Genomic DNA, 19,923 nt, shown 5'->3' with positions numbered 1-19,923 from the left:
ATGACCTGGGACCCCGCCTGGCTGGAGTCGTCGGTCGAAGTCCGCAGCCTGCTGGCCTGGCGCGGCGTCGAGGCGCAGCATGTGGTGGCCACCATGCGGCTGGTGGACACCCCGGCCGAGCAGGATTTGCTGGAGCAACTGCTTGAAACCAGCAAGCCACCACCGCCAAAAACCGCGCGGCCCAAGCACTACCTGCTGACCACCCCGTTTCGCTACCGCCCACAGCACGCCAGCCGCTTTCGCCCACCCCACACGCAAGGCCAGTGGTACGGCGCCGAGTCGCTGCAGGCTGCGTGTGCCGAGGTGGCCTACTGGCGCCACCGCTTCCTGATGGACAGCGAGGGGTTGCGCTCCGAAGTGCTGCTGACCGAACACAGCTTCTTTCAAGGCCGTGTACGCGGCCGCGCCCTTGATTTGATGGCTCCGCCCTGGCTGCAGTGCCGCGCACTGTGGACGCACAGCAGCGACTACAGCGCCACCCAGGCCGTCGCCGCAGCCGCCGACGAGCGTGCAGTGCAGTGGATCGCCTACGAATCGGTGCGCGCGCCGGACAACCGCTGTGCGGTCGTTTTTGATGCAGCCGCGCTGTTTGAACCTACCGGCGGGCTGGATCGCACGCTACAGACCTGGCGTTGCAAGACCACGCAGGACAGCGTGATGTTTGCCGGGCCTGAGGGCAGTTTTGTGTGGGCGTTTTAGTTGTTCGGGCAAAGTTGAACAACCAGCCGCCCCGCTTGACGGCTGGGCGCTGCGCCCCCTACGCTGCCACGCTCCATCACCCCAAAGCACAGCATGATCTCCGCCAGCCGCCGCCTGCACCTTGAACGTCACCGGGGCGAGCGCATGGGTTGGTTGCGAGCCGCCGTGCTCGGCGCCAACGACGGCATTGTCTCCACCGCAAGCCTCGTAGTGGGCGTGGCAGCCGCACAGGCCAGCCCTTCTGCCATCGTGATGACGGCGGTGGCGGGCCTGGTGGCCGGTGCCATGTCGATGGCGGCAGGCGAATATGTTTCGGTGCACTCGCAGGCCGACACCGAAAAAGCCGATATCGACCGCGAACGCCGCGAACTGGCGACCGACCCGCAGGCCGAAGAGCGCGAGCTGGCCACCATCTACGAAGGCCGAGGCCTTGCACCAACGCTGGCCCAGCAGGTGGCCCAGCAGCTCATGGCGCACGACGCGCTGGGCGCGCACGCTCGCGACGAACTCGAACTCTCGCAGACCATGGCTGCCCGCCCGGTGCAGGCCGCGCTCACTTCCGCCGCCAGCTTTGCCGTCGGCGCCGCCTTGCCTTTGTTGGTGGTGGTCGTTGCACCCGCTGGCAGCTTGCTGGCCTGGGTGCCGGGGACCGCGCTGGTCTTCCTGGCCCTGCTAGGCGCCTTGGCCGCGCGCACTGGCGGCGCCGGCATGCTGGTGGGCGCCTTGCGCGTGACGTTCTGGGGCGCACTGGCCATGGCCATCACTGCGGGGGTGGGGGCGCTGGTCGGGGCGCCGGTGGGGTGATGCGCGCCTGCCTGTCGGAATGGATTAAAAAAAGGCGCCAGCGCCTACCAGACGGGCGTAGATAGCTACCAAAAATAGAGCGGTGACTTCGCGCACAACTTCCGCACCACGCGGGCTTTCGGGAAAGTGGAGCACCCCAAAAGCTGCTTGCCAGCCTGCGCCGACAGCTTCGGCGCAGCGCGGCCAGCAAACACAAAGGCCAGCAAGTCACCCTGCTGGCCTTTGCTGGAGAGCACAGCGCTCGCTCAGTCTGCCGTGGCCTCTTCGGGTTCGGCCGGCTCAGATTTGGTGGCGCGTTCGCGCTTGGGCAGCGGCTGGATGTCGAGCTGGACCTCGGACGTTTCCACGCCCTGCTCGTCCTTCTTGACCTCGATGTCCACCGTCAGGCGCCCGCCGTCCTGCAGGCGACCGAACAGCAGTTCGTCAGCCAGCGCACGGCGGATCGTGTCCTGGATCAGGCGCTGCATTGGCCGCGCGCCCATCAGCGGGTCGAACCCCTTCTTGGCGAGGTGCTTGCGCAGATCGTCGGTGAAGGTGACATCGACCTTCTTCTCGGCCAGCTGGGTTTCGAGCTGCAGCAAGAACTTGTCCACCACGCGCAGGATGACGTTTTCATCCAGCGCCTTGAAGCTGACGATGGCGTCCAGCCGGTTGCGGAACTCGGGCGTGAACAAGCGCTTGATGTCGACCATCTCGTCGCCCGCCTGGCGGGCGTTGTTGAAGCCGATGCTGGCCTTGTTCATGGTCTCGGCGCCCGCGTTCGTCGTCATGATGATGATGACGTTGCGGAAGTCGGCCTTGCGCCCGTTGTTGTCCGTGAGGCTTCCGTGGTCCATCACCTGCAGCAGCACGTTGAAGATGTCCGGGTGCGCCTTCTCGATTTCGTCGAGCAGCAGCACGGCGTGCGGCTTCTTGGTGATGGCCTCGGTCAGCAAACCACCCTGATCAAACCCAACGTAGCCCGGAGGCGCGCCGATGAGGCGGCTCACCGCGTGGCGCTCCATGTACTCCGACATGTCAAAGCGGATCAGCTCGATGCCCATGATGTAGGCCAGCTGCTTGGCCGCTTCGGTCTTGCCGACACCCGTGGGGCCGCTGAACAGGAAGGAGCCAATGGGCTTGTCACCCTTGCCCAGACCGGAACGCGCCATCTTGACGGCGGACGCCAGAACGTCGAGCGCCTTGTCTTGGCCGAACACCACGCTCTTCAAGTCGCGCTCGAGCACCTGGAGCTTGCCGCGATCGTCGTTGGAGACGTTGGCCGGGGGAATGCGGGCGATTTTTGCCACGATTTCCTCGATTTCGGTCTTGCCGATGGTCTTTTTGCGCTTGGAGGGCACCAGGATGCGCTGCGCAGCGCCCGCCTCGTCGATCACGTCAATGGCCTTGTCGGGCAGGTGGCGGTCGTTGATGTACTTGGCGCTCAGCTCGGCCGCAGCCTGCAGCGCGGCGGCGGCGTATTTGACACTGTGGTGCTCTTCAAAACGGCTCTTGAGGCCCTTCAAGATGTCGATGGTTTCCTGCACCGTGGGCTCGACCACGTCGATCTTCTGGAAGCGCCGCGACAAGGCTGCGTCTTTCTCGAAGATGCCGCGATACTCGGTGAAGGTGGTGGCGCCAATGCACTTGAGCGCGCCCGAGCTCAACGCCGGCTTGAGCAGGTTGGACGCGTCCAGCGTGCCGCCAGATGCCGCACCCGCGCCGATCAGCGTGTGAATCTCATCGATGAACAGGATGGCGTTGGGCTTGTCCTTGAGCGACTTGAGCACGCCTTTCAAGCGCTGCTCAAAGTCTCCCCGGTACTTGGTGCCCGCCAGTAGCGCACCCATGTCGAGCGAGTAGACGATGCCTTCGCTCAAGATTTCGGGCACGTCGCCCTGGGTGATGCGCCAGGCCAGGCCCTCGGCAATCGCCGTTTTGCCCACACCGGCCTCGCCCACGAGCAACGGGTTGTTCTTGCGGCGGCGGCACAAAATCTGGATGGTGCGCTCGACTTCGTAGTGGCGGCCAATCAGCGGGTCGATCTTGCCGTCTTTGGCAAGCTGGTTCAAGTTGACCGTGAATTGCTCCAGTGGCGAGGCTTTTTCGTTCTTCTCGCTGCTGCCTTCTTCGGCCTCGGCCGCGCTTTCGCCACCTTTGGCGGCTTCAGGTGCTTCGCCCTTTTTGATGCCGTGGGCAATGAAATTGACCACATCCAGGCGCGTCACACCCTGCTGGTGCAGGTAGTACACGGCGTGGGAGTCCTTCTCGCCAAAAATGGCGACGAGCACGTTCGCGCCGTTGACTTCCTTCTTGCCATTGCCTGTGGACTGCACATGCATGATGGCGCGCTGAATGACGCGCTGGAAGCCCAGCGTGGGTTGCGTGTCGACTTCATCGGTGCCAGCGACCTGGGGCGTGTTGTCTTTGATGAAGTTGGCCAGCGATGCACGCAGATCGTCAATATTGGCCGAGCAAGCGCGCAATACCTCGGCGGCACTGGGGTTATCGAGCAGCGCGAGCAACAAATGCTCGACGGTGATGAATTCGTGGCGTTGCTGCCGGGCCTCGACAAAGGCCATGTGCAAGCTGACTTCCAGTTCTTGAGCAATCATGTGAACTCCTTTGTGCTTGCAGATAAAGAATATGGGCGATGCTGGATAGGTCCTCGCGATGGCGCACGCCCCGCAACGCGATGGCCTGCAAGGCGCAAACCGCAGCCATAGCCGATGCTATGGCGAGGATTTGCAACGCGGCAGGACGCCCGGTGCGGGGATGTGCGGTACGTGAAGGGCATATTCAGCATTGACCGTTGGGTATTTGGGGTGACTGACTGGTTATTCAACTGGCTCGCTCACGCATTGAAGGGGATGTCCTGCACTGTGCGCCGCATCCAGCACCTGGTCCACCTTGGTGGCGGCTACATCGCGGGAATACACGCCGCAGACACCTTTGCCGTCCAGGTGAATCTTGAGCATGATTTGCGTGGCGGTTTCGCGGTCTTTGCTGAAAAACTCCTGCAGAACCACGATCACGAACTCCATGGGCGTGAAATCGTCGTTCAGCATCAGTACCCGGTACATCTGTGGCGGCTGGGTTTTTTGCGTGCGCCGCTCAAGCACGACCGAGTCGCCGTCGTCCGGCCTGGGCCGGGTGACGCGCGGCGTACGCGGGGGTGCTGGGGGTTTGGTTGCCATGAAATTCATTCTAGCGATGGCGGCCCGGTCCTGCAGGAGAAGAAACGGGCCGATTGCATGTCAGGTGTGGGGATCAGTGCCTGCGGACGGTTTTGTTCCAATTACTCGTAGACCACCAAAGCCCGTCCAAGTTCAGCTTCGGCCGCCCAGGCGGCTAGTGCAGCGTCGCTCGGGTACATGCGGTGCGCATCGCCCAATTGCAACTCCGCGCTCGCTGCGCCCTCATCTCCCTGGCAGCGTACGCCCATGCGCACGCGCAGGCCTTGCACTACGTCGCCGTGCTCGGTGGAGTGCTTGCGGGCTGCATATTCGGCCAGCAACCGTGCCACCTCGGGAGGTCGCTCGCCCACGTCAACGCGCAGGTATTTGCCGAATCGGCAGCGCGCATCCGCGAGGTCGCCAGCCTGCTGCACAACAAAGCGCGCCTCAAATCCATTGCGTCCGGGTTGCAAGCGGCCGGTGGCGATCAAAAGCTCATCGTCCTTGAAAAGATCGCGGTGTTGTTGCACCAGTGCGTCGCTGGCGGTGGCCTCGACACGCCCCGCGCCGTCTTCGAGGACAAAGATGGCCTGGCGGCCGCGCTGGCCGTTGATGACGCGAAAGTCGCTGACGATCCCGGCCACGGTTTGCGTCTCGCGGCTGTCGACCAATTCACCAATACCGGTGCGCACAAAGCGGCGCACCTCGCGCGCCACTTCGTCGAACAAATGGCCCGACAGATAAAAGCCCAGCGCCGACTTTTCCTGCATGAGCTGTTCGCGCACGCCCCAGGGGGTTACTGGAACCAGATCGGGTTCCTGGGTGCTGGAGCCATGGGTGTCTTCGCCTGCCATGTCGAACAGGCCGCCCTGGTGCTCGTTGGCCTGCGCGGCGGCTGCGAAGTCAAACGCCCGGTCAATGGAAGCACTGAGCGCAGCGCGGTTGCGCTCCAGCGCGTCAAACGCGCCGGCCTTGATGAGCGCGTCCACGGTGCGCTTGTTGATGCGCGTGCGGTCCACCCGCAGGCAAAAATCAAACAGGCTGGAGAACGGCCCGACGGCAGAGCCGCGCGGCCCCGCCCCCCGGCCTTCGCGCGCCGCGACGATGGCGTCGATGGCATGCTGCCCCGTGCCTTTGACAGCGCCCAGACCGTAGCGGATGACGCTATCCGACACCGGCTCGAAACGGTAGCGGCCCCGGTTGACGTCTGGCGGCTCAAACGTCAGCCCGAAATTTTTGCGCGCGTCTTCAAACAACACCCTGAGCTTGTCGGTGTCGTCCATTTCCACGGTCATGTTGGCGCAGAAGAACTCGGCCGCGTAGTGCACCTTGAGCCAGCCGGTGTGGTAGGCCAGCAGGGAATACGCAGCGGCGTGCGACTTGTTGAAGCCGTAGCCCGCGAACTTCTCCATCAGATCGAAGACTTCGTCGGCTTTTTCGGTGGAAAGCCCGTTCTTGGCCGCGCCCTCGCGAAAGATGCTGCGGTGCTTGGCCATCTCCTCGGCCTTTTTCTTGCCCATGGCGCGGCGCAGCAGGTCGGCGCCGCCCAGGCTGTAGCCGCCCAGGATCTGCGCGGTCTGCATCACCTGTTCCTGATAGACCATGATGCCGTAGGTCTCCGACAGCATGTTCTCCACCAGCGGATGCGGGTACTCCACCGGCTCACGCCCGTGCTTGCGCGCCACAAAGCTGGGAATCAGGTCCATGGGACCCGGTCGGTACAGGGCGTTCAGCGCAATGAGGTCTTCCAGGCGCGTGGGCTTGGCTTCCTTGAGCATGCCCTGCATGCCGCGGCTCTCAAACTGGAAGACGGCCTCGGTTTTTCCCTCAGAAAATAATCGGTAGGTGGCGGCATCGTCCAGGCGAATGTTTTCGTAGGCAAAGTCTTCCTGGCCCTTGTGGCGCTGAACAATGAATTCGCGCGCGATTTCCAGGATGGTGAGCGTTGCCAGACCCAGAAAGTCGAACTTGACGAGGCCAATGGCTTCGACATCGTCCTTGTCGTACTGACTGACCGCCGACTCGCTGCCCGGCTGCTGGTACAGCGGGCAAAAATCGGTCAGCTTGCCCGGCGCAATCAGCACGCCGCCCGCGTGCATGCCGACGTTGCGCGTCATGCCTTCCAGTTTTTGCGCCAGCGCCAGCAGGGTTTTCACCTCGTCTTCACGCGCCAGGCGCTCGGCCAGAATCGGCTCGGCCTCAATGGCACCGGCAATGGTGATGTGCTGGCCTGGCTTGTTGGGAATCAACTTGCTGATGCCGTCGCAGAAGGTGTAGCTCATGTCGAGCACGCGCCCCACGTCGCGAATGGCTGCGCGTGCGGCCATGGTGCCGAAGGTGGCGATCTGGCTGACCGCGTCCTTGCCGTACTTGTCCTTCACATAGTCGATCACGCGGTCGCGGTTGCTCTGGCAAAAATCGATATCGAAGTCGGGCATGGAGACCCGTTCGGGATTCAGAAATCGCTCGAACAGCAGCTGGTATTCGAGCGGGTCCAGATCGGTGATCTTGAGCGCATAAGCCACCAGAGAGCCCGCACCCGATCCGCGCCCAGGCCCTACCGGGCAGCCGTTCTTCTTGGCCCAGTTGATGAAGTCGCCGACGATCAGGAAGTAGCCTGGAAAACCCATCTTGAGAATGGTTGTCAGCTCGAATTCCAGGCGCTCAACGTAACGCGGTCGCTGGCGTTCGCGCTCGGCGGCATTCGGGTACAGGTGCGCGAGGCGTTGCTCAAGTCCCTCGAAGGACGAAAGGCGAAAGAATTCATCGATCGGCATGCCGCCCGGCGTAGGGAAGTCCGGCAGCTGGGGCTTGTCCAGCACCAAGGAAAGATTGCAGCGCTGGGCGATCTCCACGGTATTGGCCAGCGCCGCAGGCAGGTCGGCAAACAAGGCCTGCATTTGCGCGCTGGACTTGAAGTACTGCTCGCGCGTGAAGCGGCGCGCGCGCCGTGCATTGCCCAGAATCTCGCCCTCGGCAATACACACGCGCGCCTCGTGCGCCTCGTAATCGTCGGCGGTGGGAAACTGCACCGGGTGCGTAGCCACCAGGGGCAATTCCAGCCTGGCGGCAAGCTGGGCCACCGCCAGCACATGCGCCTCGTCGTCCGCGCGGCCCGCGCGCTGCGCCTCCAAATAGAAACGGTGCGGGAAGATGCCCGCCAGGCGCAGCGCCGCGTCGCAGGCTGCGGCATCGTCGCCGCGCAGCAGCGCCTGTCCCACCGGGCCCGCCTGTGCTCCCGCCAGAGCGATCAAACCGTCTCCCAGCTCCTGCAGCCACTCCCAGCTGGCCACAGCCTGCGTTTTGGACGCGCTGCGGGTCCAGGCACGGGCAAGCAACTCCGAGAGATTCAGATAGCCCTGCATGCTTTGCACCAGGAGCACGATACGAGACGGTGTGGCGCCGTCAGGCCCGGCCAGCATCAGTTCCGCACCCAGCAAGGGCTTCAGGCCCTTGCTGCGTGCGGCCTTGTAGAACTTGACGGCGCCAAACAGGTTGCTCAGATCGGTGATCGCCAGCGCCCCCTGGCCGTCGGCTGCGGCGCTGGCCACGACTTCGTCAATGCGGTTGGTGCCGTCGACGACGGAAAATTCGGTGTGCAGGCGCAAATGAACAAACATCCGGGCATTGTAGAAAGCTGCTTCGCCCGCCATCCTGCGCGCCGGGAGAGGCCCGCTAGAATGCTTTTTTTGCCTGGCGCGCGCTCCTGCCGCCGCCAGTTGCCGTCCACCGTCCCGACAGAAAGCTGCCTGCCATGCTGCGTGCGCCCCGTGCCCTTCTTCCCGCCCTGCTGGGTGCTGCTGCTTTGGTGGCAGGGTGCGCCAACAACATCGACGACAAAACGGCCAACTGGTCCACCGAAAAAATCGCCGCCGAGGCGCGCGACGAATTGAACAGCGGCAGCTACGACAAGGCGGTGCCCCTGCTGGAAAAACTCGAAGGGCGTGCAGCCGGCACCCCACAGGCGCAGCAGGCGCAGTTGGACAAGGCCTACGCCCAGTACAAGGGCAAGGAAAAGGCCCAGGCCCTGGCCACTTTGGAGCGGTTCATCAAGCTGCACCCAGCCAGCCCAGCGCTTGACTACGCGCTCTACCTCAAGGGTTTGATCAATTTCAATGACGATCTGGGCATGTTCTCCTGGCTGTCGCAGCAGGATTTGTCGGAACGCGATCAAAAAGCTGCAAAGGACTCTTTCGAGAGCTTTCGCGAGTTGACCACGCGGTTTCCCAACTCACGCTACGCGCAGGACGCGCGCCAGCGCATGACCTACATCGTCAATTCGCTGGCGCAGTACGAGGTGCACGTAGCCCGTTATTACTACGAACGCGGCGCCTTTGTGGCGGCCATAGCGCGCGCACAGCGGGCAGTGGCCGACTACCAGGCCGTTCCGGCGGCGGAAGAAGCGCTCTACATCCTGGTGAAATCGTATGAGGCCCTGGGCTTGACGCAACTGCGCGACGACGCCCAGCGGGTGCTGAGCACCAACTTCCCTTCCAGCCGCTATTCCACAGAGGGATTCAAGGACAAGGAGAGCGCGTGGTGGAAGTTCTGGTAAGCGCGGCAATCGCTGTGTCGAACTCCTGAGCGCTGTACAGGCGCCGCATGGGTGGCAAGGCGCGCAGCAGGCGTTTGCCGTATCCCATGGTCGCCAGGCGCGGATCGCACACCATCAATATTCCGCGATCGGTCTCGCTGCGAATCAGACGCCCCGCGCCCTGCTTGAGCGCCACGGCAGCCTCGGGGATCGCGTAGTGGGCAAAAGGGCTTCGTCCAGCGGCCGCAACGCGCTCCGAGCGCGCCTGCACCAGGGGATCGGTGGGGGCCGGAAACGGCAGCTTGTCGATCACCACCAGCTGCAGACTGTCACCGGGCACGTCAAATCCTTCCCAAAAGGTGGCCGAGGCCACCAGCACGCAGCCGGCCCGGCCCCACGCAGCGCCTTCGCGAAAGCGATCCATAAGCCAGCGCTTGGGCGACTCACCCTGCACCAGCACTTCGATGTCAGCAGCCGCAGGCAAGCGCTCCCGCAGCACCTGGCCGATGGCACGCAAGGCACGCAGGCTGGTAGTCAGCACCAGCGTGCGGCCACCCAATGCCTGCACCGCTGGCGCCACCAGTTCGGCCACGCGCTGGCTGTGACTGGCATCGGCAGGAGCTGGAAGATCAACCGGGACGTACAAAGCCGCTTGCGCGCTGTAGTCAAACGGGCTTGGCACCCTGAGAACGCGCGCATCCTGTAGACCACAGGGCTCGGTAAACCATGACAGCCGCTCGTCGTCTCCCAGGGTGGCGGAGGTAAAGATCCAGGCGCGCGGCGCGGCGGCTGCGGCTTGTTCTGCTTCAGGCCCATCACCGTCGGGCAGCCCCATCAGCCGGCTGCGCAGGGCGCTGGCGATGTCGTGGGGCGAATCCATCAAGCGCCATTCGCTTGCGGAGCCTTCCAGCCAGCGCACCGAAGCGCCTTCATGCGCGCGCACAAACCGCTTGGACAAGGCGAGCAAATCCACGCACCGTTCGCCAAGCCGATCAAACTCGGGGTTTTGCTCGGCCGCAAGGTCCAGCACGCAGATCAGTGCCTGCAAGGGAGGCGCCAAGCCTTGCACCGCACCACACCAATCGGCGCCGTTCAGGCCTTGTGGTGTGCCGGCGTCCCAGCGCCAACGCCCCGGCCCGCCCAGGCTGCGCACCAAGGCCGAGACGCTTCGGGTCGCTGCTTCAAGGTCTGCCGCCAAGCCCTGCCAGTCGGCAAGACCCAGGGCGGACTGGCCGGTGGTCGCGAGCAGATCGCGCACGAAATCCTGCAAGCGCCGGCTGCCCAGTTGGGTTCCCAGAAACAGCACACCGATTTCGTTGAGCTGGTGCGCTTCGTCGACCACCACGGTATGCACCGTAGGCAGCAGCTCGGCCACGCCGGATTCCCGCACGGCCATGTCGGCAAACAGGAGGTGGTGGTTGACCACCACCACATCGGCACCCAGGGCTTCTCTGCGGGCGCGATAGACGTGGCAGTTGCGCGCATGCGCGCAGGCTGCGCCCAGACAATTCTCGCGCGTCGAAGTCACCATCGCAGCAATGCCCGAGCGCTCGTCAAGCTGCGGCAATTCAGCCAGATCTCCGCTCTGCGTCCCCTGCGCCCACAACTCGATTTCGCTCAGGCGCTCTGCCAGCGCGTCATCGGATTCCAGCTGGCGCGCCAGGGCCAGCCGGTGCAGGCAGAGATAGCTTGAGCGCCCTTTGAGGAGTGCAGTGCGCCGGGCCAAGCCCAGCGCTTGCAGCACGCGGGGCAGATCGCGACCAAACAATTGGTCCTGCAAGGCTTTGGTGGCCGTCGACAGCAGCACGCGCTCGCCGCTCAGCAGCGCCGGCACCAGATAGGCAAAGGTCTTGCCGACGCCCGTACCGGCCTCCACCACCAAAGCCCCACCTTCGGCCACCGCGTCAGCAACGGCCAGGGCCATTTCGGTCTGGCCGGCTCTGGGTACGAAGCCTGCTTGTGCGCAAACGAGGGCGCCATCGACGGAAAAGGCTTCTGCAACGGCGTCTTGCCAGTCAGCCACGCGGTGGCCCGGCGGGGTGCCTGGGGCCGCATTGGCAGCAAGGGAAGCGGCAGGAGACAAGATGGGCAAGTAAGGCAGAAAAGACGTCGTCGGCACGTGGGGCTGCGGACTTGGCGAAAATCCCACACGGTCCCTGATAATACGTTCGCCTTTGCGCTCCGGCAGGACAGAGCGTTCGCACTTAGCCACAATCCACTCCATGTCCAAAGCGTTTCGCATGATTGCTTCGACGGGCATCCACAAGGGTGACCGCGAATACCAGCAAGACCAGGTGCTGCTGCTGGCGCATCCGCGTTTCAACGGCTGCGTGCTTGCCACGCTGGCCGACGGCATGGGCGGACGAAGTGGCGGGCGCAAGGCTTCTGACCAGGTGATGATGACGGCGCGCCAGTTGTTTGAGCGCTATTCCCCTGAATCGGACGACGCCGAAGCGCTGCTGCGCTCCATGGTGCTGGAGGCGCACACCGTGATTCGCCTGACCGCCATCACTTCAGAACAGGAACCGCACAGCACCATTGCGGCTTTTCTCATCAACCCACGGGGCGACTGCCATTGGGTGCATGCCGGTGATTCGCGCATCTACCACTTTCGCAACGGCCAACTCGTCAAACGCAGCAGCGACCATTCCTACGTTCAGGCGCTGGTCGATCGCGGCGAAATCAGCGAGGCCGAAGCCAATGTCCATCCGAACTCCAACATTCTGGTCGGTTGCCTTGGAACCGAGAGCGACCCACCGATCACCATGCACACGATCTCACAACTGCAGCCGGGCGATGTGCTGCTCTCATGCAGCGACGGGGTGTGGCACTACTTTTCACCCGCAGAGTTGGCATCGGTACTGGATTCCCTGACACCGCGCGAAGCCACCGAATTTCTGATCGACAAGGCGCGCATGCGCGCACGCGGCGGCGGCGACAACCTGTCGCTGGCCATCGTCAAGCTCGAAGCCCTTCCCGAGCTGCCAACGCCGCCTCTGAAGGCGTTTGGCGTCAATACCTGACACAGCCAGCCGCTGCCTGGTCCGCTCGGCTCACGGCGGATCAGGCAGCGGCGCAGCATGCGGGTGCCCCTTGGCATCTAGCCGTGCCTGGCGCCGCTCGTGTGCCTGCAAGCGCAATGCCGCTGCACGCTGTTTTTCCAACAGACGCTGGCGCGCGGCTTCAGCGTCGCCCGCCCGCTGCGCATGGGTGCGTGCACGCTCTGCTTGAACCTCACGAATCCTGGATGGGCTGGCGGCGCGCCCGGCGAGTTGCTCGGAACGCCGCGCACGAGGCGGGTGCGCAGTGCTTGCGACAGCCGGGGGCGCGGCATCTTCCGCCTGGTGTTGGCGCTCCTGCAGATTTCGCTCATGCTGCGCGGCGCGGCTGCGGCGCAATGCGTCCTTGCGAGTGCTTTCGTTCGCGTTCAGTGCCGCACGCTCTTCGCGCGCCTGCCGACGGACGCTGCGCAGGCAGCTGCTGACGGCGAAGCGCTGGTAGCAGGCCGACTCTTGCGCCGCCAGCCGCTGTTCAATAGCGGCGTGCTGCTCCTTGAGATGCTGCTCGCTGTGCGCGCGTTCGGCCGCCCCGTCCTGCCCCAGCGCAGGGCCGGCCGCCCCTGCCAGCAGCAGGGCCGCGCCGAAAAGCCCACGCAGGACGTGCTTCACGTGAGCCCCGTATCCACCACGCGCCGCTCAAGGGCGAGAAACTCCCGAGACTGCATCTCATTGAGGCGCGAGACGGTGCGCGGGAACTCATGAACCAGCGGGCCCTCCGTGTACAGCACCTCGGGCGGCACCTCGGCCGACAGGATGAGCTTGACGCGCCGGTCGTACAGCACGTCGATCAGCCAGGTAAAACGCCGCGCGGGAGACGCCATGCTGACGGGCATGTGCGGCACATCGGAGAGCAGCACGGTATGAAATTGGGAAGCAATTTCCAGGTAGTCGTTTTGCGAACGCGGACCGCCGCACAACGCTTTGAAGTCAAACCACACCACCCCGCCCGCCTTGCGCCGCGCCATGATTTCGCGCGCCTCGATGTGCAGCACCGGGTCTTCGTCGCGCACCTCGGCGAGCCGGTCGAATGCGGCCGACATGGCAGCGTCTGCCTCGGGGCCAAGCGGCGTGTGGTAGAGCTGCACCTGCTCCATGGTGCGGCGCCGGTAATCGGTGCCGTTGTCCACATTGATGACTTCGAGCCGCTCGTTCAGCAGGGCAATTGCAGGCAGGATGCGGTCGCGGTGCAGGCCGTTGGGGTACAGGTCGTCCGGCTTGAAGTTGGACGTGGTGACAAAGCCCACACCGTTTGCAAACATGGCAGCCAGCAGGCGGTGCAGGATCATTGCATCGGTAATGTCCGCCACATGGAACTCATCGAAACAGATGAGCTTGTAGCGCTTGGCAATGCGCTCGCCCAGCACGTCGAGCGGGTCGGCCGTGCCCTGCAAGCCCGCGAGTTCGCGGTGCACCTCGCGCATGAATTCGTGGAAGTGCAAGCGCACCTTGCGCTTGAGCGGCACGGCGTTGAAAAAGCAATCCATGAGAAAGCTCTTGCCGCGCCCCACCCCGCCGTACATGTAGACGCCACGCGGGATGCCGGGGTGGTTGACAAGTTTCTTCAGCGCACTGGAACGCTTGGATTTGTATCGCGCCCAGTCGTCCGCGCAGCGCTGCAGCGCGGCCACGGCGCGCTCCTGTGCCGGGTCGCTCTGGTAGCCCTTGGCGATCAGTTCGGCCTTGTAGGCCTTGACGACGGAATTAGGCACAGCCGCTTTCGCTATTAAAAATATAGTCGCCAACGCTTACCTAGTAAGCGCTGGAGGCCAATTTCACCACCAATTCTGCCTTAGAAGTTCAGCGTCCGCTTATCGACTGCCAGTGCCGCTTCTTTCATCGACTCGGACAGCGTGGGATGCGCGTGGCAGATGCGCGCGATGTCTTCGCTGCTGGCTTTGAACTCCATGGCCACCACGGCTTCAGCGATCAACTCGCTGGCTTGTGGACCAACGATGTGCACGCCGAGGATTTCGTCTGTAGCGGCGTCGGCCAGGAACTTGACCATGCCCGTGGTGTCGCCCAAAGCCCGCGCACGGCCATTGGCCAGGAACGGGAAGGTGCCCACCTTGTACGCCACGCCATCCTGCTTGAGCTGCTGCTCGGTGCGGCCCACCCACGAAATCTCGGGGCTGGTGTAGATGACCCAGGGAATGGTGTGGAAGTTGACGTGCCCATGCTGGCCGGCCATGCGCTCGGCCACGGCCACGCCCTCTTCCTCGGCCTTGTGGGCCAGCATGGGGCCACGCACCACGTCGCCTACCGCCCAGACACCGGGCAGATTGGTCTTGCAATCGGCATCGACAACAATCGCGCCACGCTCGTCGAGCTTGAGGCCCACAGCCTCGGCATTCAAACCAATGGTATTGGGTACGCGGCCGATGGAGACGATGAGCTTGTCCACCTCCAGTGCTTTGGCCTCGCCCTTGGCGTTGGTGTAGGCGACGCTCACGCCCTTCTTGCCGGACCTCACCTCACCGATTTTCACGCCCAATTCGATCTTGAGGCCTTGCTTGTCGAACGCTTTCTTGGCTTCCTTGGCAATCTGCTCGTCCACCGCACCGAGGAAGGTGGGCAGGCCTTCGAGGATGGTCACATCGGCGCCCAGGCGGCGCCAGACCGAACCCAGCTCCAGGCCAATCACACCCGAACCGATGACGCCGAGCGTCTTGGGAACACCCCCAAGTGCCAGCGCGCCGTCATTCGACAGAATGCGCTCCTCGTCAAACTCAACGCCGGGCAGGACACGCGCATTGGAACCCGTCGCGACGATGACCTGCTTGGCCGTCAGCGTCTCCTCCGTGCTGCCGGCCACCTTGATCTCGTAGCCGCTGTCCACGGCTTTGACAAACGAGCCGCGGCCATGGAAGAAGCTGATCTTGTTCTTCTTGAACAAATACAGGATGCCGTCGTTGTTCTGCTTGACCACGGCGTCCTTGCGGCCCACCATCTTCGCGACGTCCATCTTCACGCCCGTGGCGGTGATGCCATGGTCGGCAAAGTGTTTGTTGGCATGCTCGAAATGCTCTGACGATTGCAGCAGTGCCTTCGATGGAATGCAGCCCACATTGGTGCAGGTGCCGCCTGGTGCAGGGCCCCCCTTGTCGTTTTTCCACTCGTCGATGCAGGCCACGTTGAAGCCCAACTGGGCCGCGCGGATGGCACCGATATAGCCGCCAGGGCCACCGCCGATGACGATGACGTCGAATTGTTTGCTCATGTTGTGCTCCTTGAAGATCGGCCGACGCTGCCCTGCGGCCGGCCATTGCCAGGGCACCCGCGGAACCGGCTTTGCCGGGCCGCTGGGTGCGCCCCCTTGAGGGGGGAGCGCCGAAGGCGCTTCGGGGGTGGTTTAAATATCGAACAGCAGGCGCGAAGGGTCTTCCAACGCGTCCTTCATTGCCACCAGACCGAGCACGGCTTCGCGGCCGTCGATGATGCGGTGGTCGTACGACAGCGCCAGGTAGTTCATCGGGCGGATGACGATCTGGCCGTTCTCCACCACGGCGCGGTCCTTGGTGGCGTGCACGCCCAGGATGGCCGACTGCGGCGGGTTGATGATGGGGGTCGATAGCATGGAGCCAAAGGTGCCGCCGTTGGAAATAGAGAACGTGCCACCCGTCATCTCCTCGATGCCGAGCTTGCCGTCCTTGGCTTTCTGGCCGTACTCGGCAATCTTTTTCTCGATGTCGGCAAAGCTCATCTGGTCGGCGTTGCGCAAAATCGGCACCACCAGGCCGCGCGGGCTCCCTACGGCAATGCCGATGTCGAAATAGCCGTGGTAGACCACGTCGTTGCCGTCGATGCTGGCGTTGATGACCGGAAACTTCTTGAGCGCGTGCACCGCCGCCTTGACGAAGAAGCTCATGAAGCCGATTTTGACGCCGTGCTCCTTGGTGAAGGCATCCTGGAACTTCTTGCGCATCTCCATCACCGGGGCCATGTTCACTTCGTTGAACGTGGTCAGGATGGCATTGGTCGATTGCGACTGCAGCAGACGCTCGGCAATGCGCGCGCGCAGGCGGCTCATGGGAACGCGTTGCTCGGGGCGGTCGCCCAGGCTGCTCAGGCTCGACGGCGCCGCCACCTGAGGCAACGATTTCGTCGGCACGCCCGTAGGAATGCTGCTGGGTGCAGCAGCGGCCTTGGGTGCGCCCGGAGCCATGGCACCGAGCACGTCGCCCTTGGTCACGCGGCCATCGCGGCCGGTGCCGGAGATGTCGGCGGCCGACATCTTGTTTTCTGCGAGCAGCTTGGCGGCGGCGGGCATGGCGACGTTGCTCTTTGCGCCACTGGTGGCCGCAGGGGCCGCTGCTGCGGGAGCGGGCGCTGCTGCCGTCGGCGCTGCCGCCGCAGGAGCAGAAGCGCCTGCGACCGCTTCGGTGTCGATGCGGGCAATGAGCTGCTCGGCAATCACCGTGGCGCCATCGGCCTCGATAATTTCGCTAAGCACGCCGGCAGCGGGTGCGGGCACTTCGAGCACCACCTTGTCGGTTTCGATCTCGATCAGGATTTCGTCGATGGCGACGGCCTCTCCGGCCTTCTTCTTCCAGTTGAGCATGGTGGCTTCCGCCACGGATTCGGAGAGCTGCGGAACTTTGACTTCTACGATAGCCATATCAATCTTTCGGAAATGTGGGGTTTGGTCTGGAGTCGGGTTGCCGCCTTACTTGGACAGCACAAACCCCTTGAGCTTGCCGAACGCACCTTCGACCAGCGACTTCTGCTGCTCCTGGTGCAGGTGCGAGTAACCCACAGCCGGCGACGCCGAGGCAGCGCGGCCCGAATAGCCGAGCTTTTGCCCATCGAGCATGTTTTCGTGGATGTAGTGCTGCACGAAGAACCAGGCACCCTGGTTTTGCGGCTCGTCCTGGCACCACACGATCTCGGTCACCTTGGGGAAGCGCTTGAGTTCTGCGGCAAAGGCTTTGTGCGGAAACGGATAGAGCTGCTCGACGCGCACGATGGCTACTTCCAGACTCTCCATTTCGGTGCGCCGCTTGACCAGGTCGTAGTACACCTTGCCCGAGCAGGCGATCAGGCGTTTGACCTTGGCGGCATTTCCCACCACGTCCTCGTTCTGCTCCGGGATGACCGTCTGGAATGCGCCCTTGGTGAACTCGGACAACGGCGAGGCCGCGTCCTTGTTCCGCAGGAGCGACTTGGGCGTCATGATGATGAGCGGCTTCCTCAGGTTGCGAACCATCTGGCGTCGCAGCACGTGGAAGATCTGGCTGGCCGTCGTCGGCTGCACAACCTGCATATTGGTGTCGGCAGACAGCTGCATGAAACGCTCCAGGCGCGCCGAACTGTGTTCCGGCCCCTGGCCTTCGTAGCCGTGCGGCAGCATCAGCGCGATGCCATTGACCCGGCCCCATTTCACTTCGCCCGAAGCAATGAACTGGTCAATGACCACCTGCGCACCGTTGGCAAAGTCGCCAAACTGCGCCTCCCAGATGACGAGCGTGTTCGGGTCGTTGGACGCGTAGCCGTACTCAAAGGCCAGCACCGCCTCTTCCGAGAGAATCGAATCGATGACGGTGAACGGCGCCTGGTTTTCAGTCACGTTCTGCAACGGGGTGTAGGTGCCCTCATTCCATTTCTCGCGCTTCTGGTCGTGGATGACGGCATGGCGGTGGGTAAAGGTGCCACGGCCACAGTCCTCACCCGACAGGCGCACCGGGTAGCCGCTGGCGACCAGCGAAGCAAAGGCCATGTGCTCGCCCATGCCCCAGTCCACCGGGTGCTCGCCGCGACCCATGGCGGCCCGGTCGTCATACACCTTCTTCACCAGCTGGTGCGGCGTGACGGACTCGGGGATGGTGGTGATGCGTTCAGCCAGGCGCTTCCACTCGGCGAGCGGAATGGCGGTGTCGCCGGCATCGGTCCACTTCTTGTCGAGGAACGGCGTCCAATCGACGGCGTACTTGCTCTTGAAGTTGGTCAGCACGCGCTCAGCGGTGTGGCGACCAGCATCCATGGCGGCGCGGTAGTCGCGAACCATTTCGTCACCCAGCTCGTTGCCCAGGCCTTGTGCGGCCAAGCGGTCGGCGTACATCTTGCGCGTACCTGGGTGCTGGCCGATTTTTTTGTACATCAACGGCTGCGTCAGGCTGGGCGTGTCCTGCTCGTTGTGGCCGAGCTTTCGGAAGCAGATGATGTCCACCACCACGTCCTTGCGGAACTCCATGCGGAATTCCAGCGCGAGCTGTGTCGCCAGCGCCACGGCTTCCGGATCGTCGCCATTCACGTGCAGCACCGGCGACTCGATCATCTTGACCACGTCGGTGCAGTACAGCGTGGAGCGGCTGTCGCGCGGGTCGCTGGTGGTAAAGCCGATCTGGTTGTTTATGACGATGTGCACCGTACCGCCGGTGGAATAGCCCCGTGTTTGCGCCAGCGCCAAGGTCTCTTGAACAACGCCCTGGCCGGCAAAAGCCGCATCGCCGTGCACCAGAACGGGCAGCACCTGCTTGCCGTCCGGATCGTCCCGACGGTCCATGCGCGCGCGCACCGAGCCTTCCACCACGGGGTTGACGATTTCGAGGTGCGAGGGGTTGAAAGCCAGGGTCAGGTGCACCGGTCCGCCGGGCGTGGAGACATCCGAGCTGAAACCCTGGTGGTACTTGACGTCGCCCGACGGCAGATCTTCCGGGGCCGTATGGTCGAACTCGGCGAACAAGTCCTTGGGCATCTTGCCCAGGGTATTGACCAGCACGTTCAGGCGCCCACGGTGGGCCATGCCGATCACAATCTCTTGCACTCCCTTGGCGCCAGCGGACTGAATCAGCTCATCCATGGCGACGATAAAGCTCTCGCCACCTTCGAGCGAGAAGCGCTTTTGGCCAACGTACTTGGTGTGCAGGAAGCGCTCCAGGCCTTCGGCGGCCGTCAGGCGCTCAAGAATATGCTTTTTCTGCTCGGCATTGAACACCGGCTTGGAGCGGATGCTTTCAAGCTTTTGCTGCCACCAGCGCTTTTGCGTCTGGTCGGTGGCGTACATGAACTCGGCGCCGATCGCGCCGCAATAGGTTTCGCGCAGCGCGTTGATCATCTCGCGCAGCGGCATGGTCTCTTTGCCGAAGAAGGTGTTGCTGGTGTTGAACACCGTTTCCTGATCGGCGTCCTTGAAATCGTAGAACGCGGGCTCGAGCTCGGGAATGTCGGGGCGCTCGGTGCGCTTGAGCGGATCGAGGTCGGCCCAGCGCTGGCCGACGTTGCGGTAGGCGGCAATGAGCTGCTGCACCGAAACGCGCTTGCGCCCCAGATCCGAATCGGCGCCGTGCGCCTGAACCACTCTGGTTCCGCCCTGTTTGGCACGTTCGGCAAATGCGTTGACCACCGGAAGGTGGGGCACATCGCGGGCATCGCTGCCGTCGGCGGCGGGCACATGCTGCAGAGCGTCGAAATACTCGCGCCAGTTGTCGGGCACGCTGCCTGGGTTGGCGAGATAGTTCTCGTACATCTCTTCGACATACGGCGCATTGCCACCGAAGAGATAGGTGTTGCCTTGGTAGGCTTGATAAACGGACGTTGTCTCGCTCATGTTCCGCTGGCCTTTCGCTTTCTCCTGAAAGCATTAGGTGGTTTAAGAAACCTTCCGCGACACGGCTGAACCGGTTGGCGGATGCGACTGTGGCTGGGGAAGGGCCTTGGTACGGGCGCCATTGTGCCA

At 63.5% G+C, this 19,923-nt stretch carries 13 protein-coding genes; 4 read left to right on the top strand and 9 right to left on the bottom strand.

What is annotated here, in order from left to right; all coding sequences use genetic code 11:
* Complete coding sequence (locus tag C6571_RS15165; RefSeq protein WP_106447426.1) at positions 1–699, top strand: RES family NAD+ phosphorylase; 699 nt, start codon at positions 1–3, stop codon at positions 697–699.
* A gap of 93 nt (positions 700–792) precedes the next feature.
* Entirely contained in the window at positions 793–1,503 is a 711-nt protein-coding gene (locus tag C6571_RS15160; RefSeq protein WP_106447425.1) for a VIT1/CCC1 transporter family protein, read from the top strand.
* Between the two features lie 245 nt (positions 1,504–1,748).
* On the opposite strand, the gene clpA is transcribed toward C6571_RS15160, so the two are convergent.
* The 3 genes from clpA to dnaE all read right to left on the bottom strand — a co-directional run bounded on the left by clpA (position 1,749) and on the right by dnaE (position 8,278).
* Positions 1,749–4,097, bottom strand: coding sequence for an ATP-dependent Clp protease ATP-binding subunit ClpA (gene clpA / locus C6571_RS15155; RefSeq protein ID WP_106447424.1), 2,349 nt, complete (start codon positions 4,095–4,097; stop codon positions 1,749–1,751).
* A gap of 222 nt (positions 4,098–4,319) precedes the next feature.
* Positions 4,320–4,688 (bottom strand): ATP-dependent Clp protease adapter ClpS, encoded by a 369-nt coding sequence (gene clpS / locus C6571_RS15150; protein WP_106447423.1) that lies wholly within the window; start codon positions 4,686–4,688, stop codon positions 4,320–4,322.
* A gap of 92 nt (positions 4,689–4,780) precedes the next feature.
* Complete coding sequence (gene dnaE / locus C6571_RS15145) at positions 4,781–8,278, bottom strand: DNA polymerase III subunit alpha (protein ID WP_106448275.1); 3,498 nt, start codon at positions 8,276–8,278, stop codon at positions 4,781–4,783.
* Between the two features lie 134 nt (positions 8,279–8,412).
* Between dnaE and C6571_RS15140 the strand changes: the two genes are divergently transcribed.
* Positions 8,413–9,213, top strand: a complete 801-nt coding sequence (locus tag C6571_RS15140) for an outer membrane protein assembly factor BamD (protein ID WP_106447422.1) — start codon at positions 8,413–8,415, stop codon at positions 9,211–9,213.
* On the opposite strand, the gene C6571_RS15135 is transcribed toward C6571_RS15140, so the two are convergent.
* Complete coding sequence (locus C6571_RS15135) at positions 9,176–11,215, bottom strand: DNA repair helicase YoaA (RefSeq protein WP_420852928.1); 2,040 nt, start codon at positions 11,213–11,215, stop codon at positions 9,176–9,178. The genes C6571_RS15140 and C6571_RS15135 overlap by 38 nt on opposite strands.
* 199 nt (positions 11,216–11,414) lie before the next feature.
* Here C6571_RS15135 and C6571_RS15130 point away from each other — a divergent pair, with 199 nt between their 5' ends.
* Entirely contained in the window at positions 11,415–12,215 is an 801-nt protein-coding gene (locus C6571_RS15130) for a PP2C family protein-serine/threonine phosphatase (protein ID WP_106447420.1), read from the top strand.
* Between the two features lie 30 nt (positions 12,216–12,245).
* Here the strand turns inward: C6571_RS15130 and C6571_RS15125 are convergent, their stop codons facing one another.
* The 5 genes from C6571_RS15125 to C6571_RS15105 all read right to left on the bottom strand — a co-directional run bounded on the left by C6571_RS15125 (position 12,246) and on the right by C6571_RS15105 (position 19,794).
* Positions 12,246–12,860, bottom strand: a complete 615-nt coding sequence (locus tag C6571_RS15125; RefSeq protein WP_106447419.1) for a hypothetical protein — start codon at positions 12,858–12,860, stop codon at positions 12,246–12,248.
* Positions 12,857–13,960: a cell division protein ZapE gene (zapE, locus tag C6571_RS15120; protein WP_106447418.1), complete on the bottom strand. Its 1,104-nt coding sequence runs from the start codon at positions 13,958–13,960 to the stop codon at positions 12,857–12,859. The genes C6571_RS15125 and zapE overlap by 4 nt, the downstream gene beginning before the upstream one ends.
* Before the next feature lie 80 nt (positions 13,961–14,040).
* The gene (gene lpdA, locus C6571_RS15115) at positions 14,041–15,468 is read right to left on the bottom strand and encodes a dihydrolipoyl dehydrogenase (protein WP_106447417.1); all 1,428 of its coding nucleotides are present in this window, start codon (positions 15,466–15,468) and stop codon (positions 14,041–14,043) included.
* A 132-nt stretch (positions 15,469–15,600) separates the two neighbouring features.
* The gene (odhB, locus tag C6571_RS15110; protein WP_106447416.1) at positions 15,601–16,866 is read right to left on the bottom strand and encodes a 2-oxoglutarate dehydrogenase complex dihydrolipoyllysine-residue succinyltransferase; all 1,266 of its coding nucleotides are present in this window, start codon (positions 16,864–16,866) and stop codon (positions 15,601–15,603) included.
* 48 nt (positions 16,867–16,914) lie between these two features.
* On the bottom strand, positions 16,915–19,794 hold the full coding sequence (locus C6571_RS15105) for a 2-oxoglutarate dehydrogenase E1 component (protein WP_106447415.1): 2,880 nt from the start codon (positions 19,792–19,794) through the stop codon (positions 16,915–16,917).
* Positions 19,795–19,923: the final 129 nt, after the last annotated feature.

It is taken from the genome of Simplicispira suum, from assembly GCF_003008595.1.
Taxonomy (GTDB): Bacteria; Pseudomonadota; Gammaproteobacteria; order Burkholderiales; family Burkholderiaceae_C; genus Simplicispira; species Simplicispira suum.
The sequence above is the reverse complement of the archived record's forward strand: the minus strand, read 5'-3'. Positions and strand labels throughout refer to the sequence as shown.